This is a genomic window from Pseudorhodoferax sp. Leaf265, from assembly GCF_001422365.1.
Lineage (GTDB): Bacteria > Pseudomonadota > Gammaproteobacteria > Burkholderiales > Burkholderiaceae_C > Pseudorhodoferax.
Genome location: NZ_LMMT01000033.1, coordinates 1 through 4565, shown reverse-complemented (window position 1 = coordinate 4565; position 4565 = coordinate 1). Strand labels below are relative to the sequence as shown.

Genomic DNA, 4565 nt, shown 5'->3' with positions numbered 1-4565 from the left:
CTGCCGCAAAAAGCAGCAGGTTAGGGTTCTTACGTGGGTCAGATTTGGACGGAAATTACCTGTGGCAGTGGGTCAGTTCTGCGTGGAAATCAACACTTGGATTTCTCCGCGACGAGCAAGGCCACATTCAGCCTTTCGCGGTCCTCGGAGCGCAAAATAAGGAGGTCGAGCAGGAGATAGAGAAGGTCCAAGCTCAACTCGGCAGTAAGGACGCCAATACGGGGCTACGAGCGGCCTTCGCCAAAAAGCTGGAGGAAGAGCAGAAGGCGAAGGCCGCTGCGGCCCAGAAGGCTGACGCGTTCAACAAGCGGTTGGTCGAGAAGGCAAACGGGAAGACCGGGGGCATCAAGCACAACGCGCTGTACGGCACCCCCTACTACGACGTCCGCAATCTCACCGCGGACATCGACCTTGTCCAGTCGCAGCACATTGCACCGATGGACGAATCAACGCGCATCGAGAAGGCCGGCTTGCTTGCAGAGAAGCCTTTGCCTGAAGTTCGCCAGCTTGCCGCATTTGCATCTGGCATCGCGGCATTGAACCAGCGAGCCGTGGCCATAGCCGGCGAGAAGATTCAACCCAATGCGCCGCTTCAAGACCTCCTGAACTCCGCTGTGCTGGCGAACTGGGTTCGTGACGGACGAACGCTTCACGTTGGCCGTGACTGCTGTGCGTTCTGTCGGCAACCATTGCCCGCTGACCTGACGGAGACACTAGATAAACACTTCAACGAGGAGTCGGAGAGACTGCTGAGACAAATCCAGCGCTTTCTGCAAGACTGCGAGTCCGAGCGGGCGAGGGTTCTTGCCATCGCGCTTCCAGAAAAGACGCGCGTCTATTCCTTGTTTCAAACGAACCTTGAAGAGGTCGGCCAGAAGCTCGAGACCGCGAGGACATCCTACGAGCGGGCACTGGAAGAACTGTCCAAAGTAGCGCGCGAGCGTGCAGAGAACATCTTTTCCGCGCGTGACCTCACCTCGGTCGTCTCCGAGTCCGAAATGGGCATTGGCGTAGTTCTTGAGGAAGCGAACACGCTCATTCGGCTGAGCAACGAGCACACCGCTCAGATTGGCGCAACGCAACAGCAGTTGCGCGAGGAGCTACGCCTGAGGGAGGTGGCAACGTTTGTGGCGACCCTTGGCGTGGATGAAGTCAAGGCGGAAATCGCGCAGCACCAACAGAATGCCGAAGCGCTCGCCAAGGAGCGCGAAGCCTTGGAGGTTGAGGGAAAAAAACTGCGCGCCAAGATGGAGGCACTGCAGGCTCAACTGCGGGACGAGAAGCGGGGCGCTGAGCGTGTCAACCAGTACCTTGGGCATTCACTGGGCGGTACCAGCCTGCGCCTGCAGGCCGAAGAAGAGGATGGCAAGGCAACGTATCGATTTCGTGTCATGCGTGGTGAGCAGGCGGCTTTCAACCTCAGTGAAGGCGAGTGCAGCTTGGTGGCCTTCTGCTACTACCTTGCCCGCTTGGACGATGCCCAAACGTACGGGACGAAGCCCATCATCTACATCGACGACCCAATCTCCAGCCTCGACAGCAACCACATCTTTTTCATCTTCAGCCTCATCGAATCATTTATTGCCAAGCCGCAAGTGGGCAGCGACGGGGTTGCGCTCAAGGATGCCAATGGAAAGCCCGTTCATCGATACGAGCAACTGTTCATTTCCACGCACAACCTGGACTTTTTGAAGTACCTGAAGAGGCTGACGGCGCCCGAGCAGGTGGAACGGTTCCTAGTGAGCCGCAAGGCGACGACGAGCTCGATTTCGCTAATGCCGAAGTATCTCAAGTCCTACATCACCGAGCTCAACTATCTCTTCGCGGAAATCCACACGTGCACGGACGACGCCAACTCTGCTGCGAGTTACCACAGCTTCTACAACTTCGGTAACAACCTACGCAAGTTCTTGGAGGCGTTCCTGTTCTTCAAATATCCAAGCGTGATGCCGGGCGACAAACGCCTGAAGCTCTTCTTCGGAAAGGACCTCAGTGCGGTCGCCTTCTTGAACCGTTTGACCAATGAGCATTCGCACCTGGAGGAGTTCGTGGACCGAGGCATGGTTCCCATTGACTGTCCGGAGATTGCCCGCACTGCGTTGTTTGTGCTCGGTGCGATGAAGTCCAAGGACCCCGACCAGTACGAGCATTTCCTTGCCAGCGTAGGCGCAGTCGACCCATTGCCTGCGTGATGTGCTTTTCGGCGCCGAAACAGGTATGTGGTGGCGCGGCCATCGCGTGGCTTCTTCCGCCAACCAACCGTGAATTCAGAACTGGACGCGACTATGGTTGCGCTCCTGTACATGATGAACCAACCTTCTAACAAAGAACCAAAGAAGCTTAAGAGTCTCGACGACCTTACACCGGCGAAGGTGGAGGCTCCGACATCGCTTGGTCAGCTATGGCTTCGGCATCCCGGGATGACCGAGCTTGCCCGGTTCTTCGACATCAAGGACGATGCCCAGCGTGGACGGGAAGCCATCGTTGTCCTGGCGAATCGACATCAAGCAAAGCGCGACCGAACTCCGCTGTCGGCCGAGGACTTCAGCAGACTCGCCGCGAGCGACATTGAAGCTTTGGCGTTGGCAATCGCTGCGAACTGCAGGTGGGAGAGCCCACGTCCTGCCACATTGGAGGGCCTGGGGCGCTCGGCCCTGGGAGCTGCGTCCAAACAGCTTGAGGATTGGTCACAGGCCAGCAAGGACTTGTACAAGAACATCGCAGGAAGCTACAGCTTCCTTAAGGATGAGTCGCTCGCTACCTTGCAAAGGCAGATAGACGAGGTCACGCGGGCTTCGTCTGCATTGGGCTCTTCCGGTTTGCTGCCCCATCACGAAGAGCTTCTTCGAAGCATCGGCGCCGACGCTCGAAGGCCGTCTGCGGACCCGAGCGCAGCTTATCTGCAGTCCATGTCAGAGCTCACCAAGCCAATCAAGTTCGAGCCTCGAGAGCAATACAAGCTGCCAACAGAAAGCGTTCGTCTGCCAACGTTCGAGGACTCTCCAATGGGCAAGGCAACCTTGGAATCACTACGCCTCAACCGAGCGACCGCTGCACATACAGCGCAGATGTCGAGCGCGGTCAGCTGATGTTGCCCCCGTATTCCCGGCCCCGCCCTATTCGCGATAAAGCGCCCGGGCAGACCCTGCGGCTTGCTGCCGCCTGAACTCCCGAGGCGAACGCATTTTCAGCGACGAGTGCGGATGCACTTCGTTGAAGTGNCGATAAAGCGCCCGGGCAGACCCTGCGGCTTGCTGCCGCCTGAACTCCCGAGGCGAACGCATTTTCAGCGACGAGTGCGGATGCACTTCGTTGAAGTGCTCGAAGGCCGCTGGCAGTGGCGCGAGCACCGTCCGCGCGTCACGCAGGTCCATGCGGGCCACGTAGTCGCGCTTGAAGGTGTTCACGAAGCTCTCGGCCATGCCGTTGCTCTGCGGGCTGCACACGGGCGTGTTGATGGGCTTGAGGCCCAGCGAACGCGCCAGTGCCCTGGTGTCGGCTGCGATGTAGGCCCCACCGTTGTCGCTCAGGAACTCCAGCTATCCAAACAAAGCTTCGTTGGNCTGGCAGTTGCGCGAGCACCGTCCGCGCGTCACGCAGGTCCATKCGGGCCACGTAGTCGCGCTTGAAGGTGTTCACGAAGCTCTCGGCCATGCCGTTGCTCTGCGGGCTGCACACGGGCGTGTTGATGGGCTTGAGGCCCAGCGAACGCGCCAGTGCCCTGGTGTCGGCTGCGATGTAGGCCCCACCGTTGTCGCTCAGGAACTCCAGCTCCTGGCCTGCCGGCACAGCCTCCACCGTGCCGAAGCGACGCTCGACGGCTTCGATGAGCATCTCGCGCACCGGCTCGCCTGGCAGCCCCTTGCCTTCCCAGGCCCGCCAGGCCATGACCTCGCGGTCGCAGCAGTCTTTGGTGAAGGTGGCCGTCACAGTCTGGCCCGAGTCGCACTTGATTTCCAGGCCATCAGAACACCAGCGCAGGTCGCTGCGCGAGACTGCCACACGGCCCTCATGGGTGCGTGCGGACTGGCGCCGGCGTGGTGCTTTGGGCAGCAGCAGGTCGGCTGCTGCCATGACGCGATAGACGCGTTTGGCATTGACCTTCGGTGCACCCTGAGCAGCGCGCTGGCGGTTGACCAAGGCACAAGCGCGCCGGTAGCCATAGCTGGGCAGCTGCGCAATCTCCTGGCGCAGTTCAGCAAGCAGCCCAGCATCGTCTGTGGGCGTGCGGTGGCTGCGACCATCGGTCCAGTCTTCATCGCGCCCGAGCAGGTCGCGCACATGTGAGCGCGCCAACCCCATCGTCCGGCAGACCGTTTTCACTGGTCGTCCCCGGGCAACAAGGGCNAGGCACAAGCGCGCCGGTAGCCATAGCTGGGCAGCTGCGCAATCTCCTGGCGCAGTTCAGCAAGCAGCCCAGCATCGTCWRTGGGCGTGCGGTGGCTGCGACCATMGGTCCAGTCTTCRTCGCGCCCGAGCAGGTCGCGCACATGTGAGCGCGCCAACCCCATCGTCCGGCAGACCGTTTTCACTGGTCGTCCCCGGGCAACAAGGGCGAGCGCGCA

General features: G+C 60.3%; 2 protein-coding genes and 3 pseudogenes. 2 read left to right on the top strand and 3 right to left on the bottom strand.

Translation table 11 applies throughout. From position 1 onward, the window contains the following. Together ASF45_RS21640 and ASF45_RS35535 are read left to right on the top strand one after the other, a co-directional pair. Positions 1 to 2192, top strand: a 2192-nt coding sequence (locus tag ASF45_RS21640) for an AAA family ATPase (RefSeq protein ID WP_156473131.1), incomplete at its 5' end; no start/stop codon positions are given. 69 nt (positions 2193 to 2261) lie between these two features. Continuing rightward, entirely contained in the window at positions 2262 to 3089 is an 828-nt protein-coding gene (locus ASF45_RS35535) for a hypothetical protein (protein WP_156473130.1), read from the top strand. 133 nt (positions 3090 to 3222) lie between these two features. Here ASF45_RS35535 and ASF45_RS34755 read toward each other — a convergent pair. The 3 pseudogenes from ASF45_RS34755 to ASF45_RS37140 all read right to left on the bottom strand — a co-directional run. After that, positions 3223 to 3509: pseudogene (locus ASF45_RS34755) on the bottom strand (integrase core domain-containing protein); the annotation flags it as partial. A 54-nt stretch (positions 3510 to 3563) separates the two neighbouring features. Beyond that, positions 3564 to 4347, bottom strand: a pseudogene (locus tag ASF45_RS21635) (DDE-type integrase/transposase/recombinase); the annotation flags it as partial. 1 nt (position 4348) lies between these two features. After that, positions 4349 to 4565: pseudogene (locus ASF45_RS37140) on the bottom strand (IS3 family transposase); the annotation flags it as partial.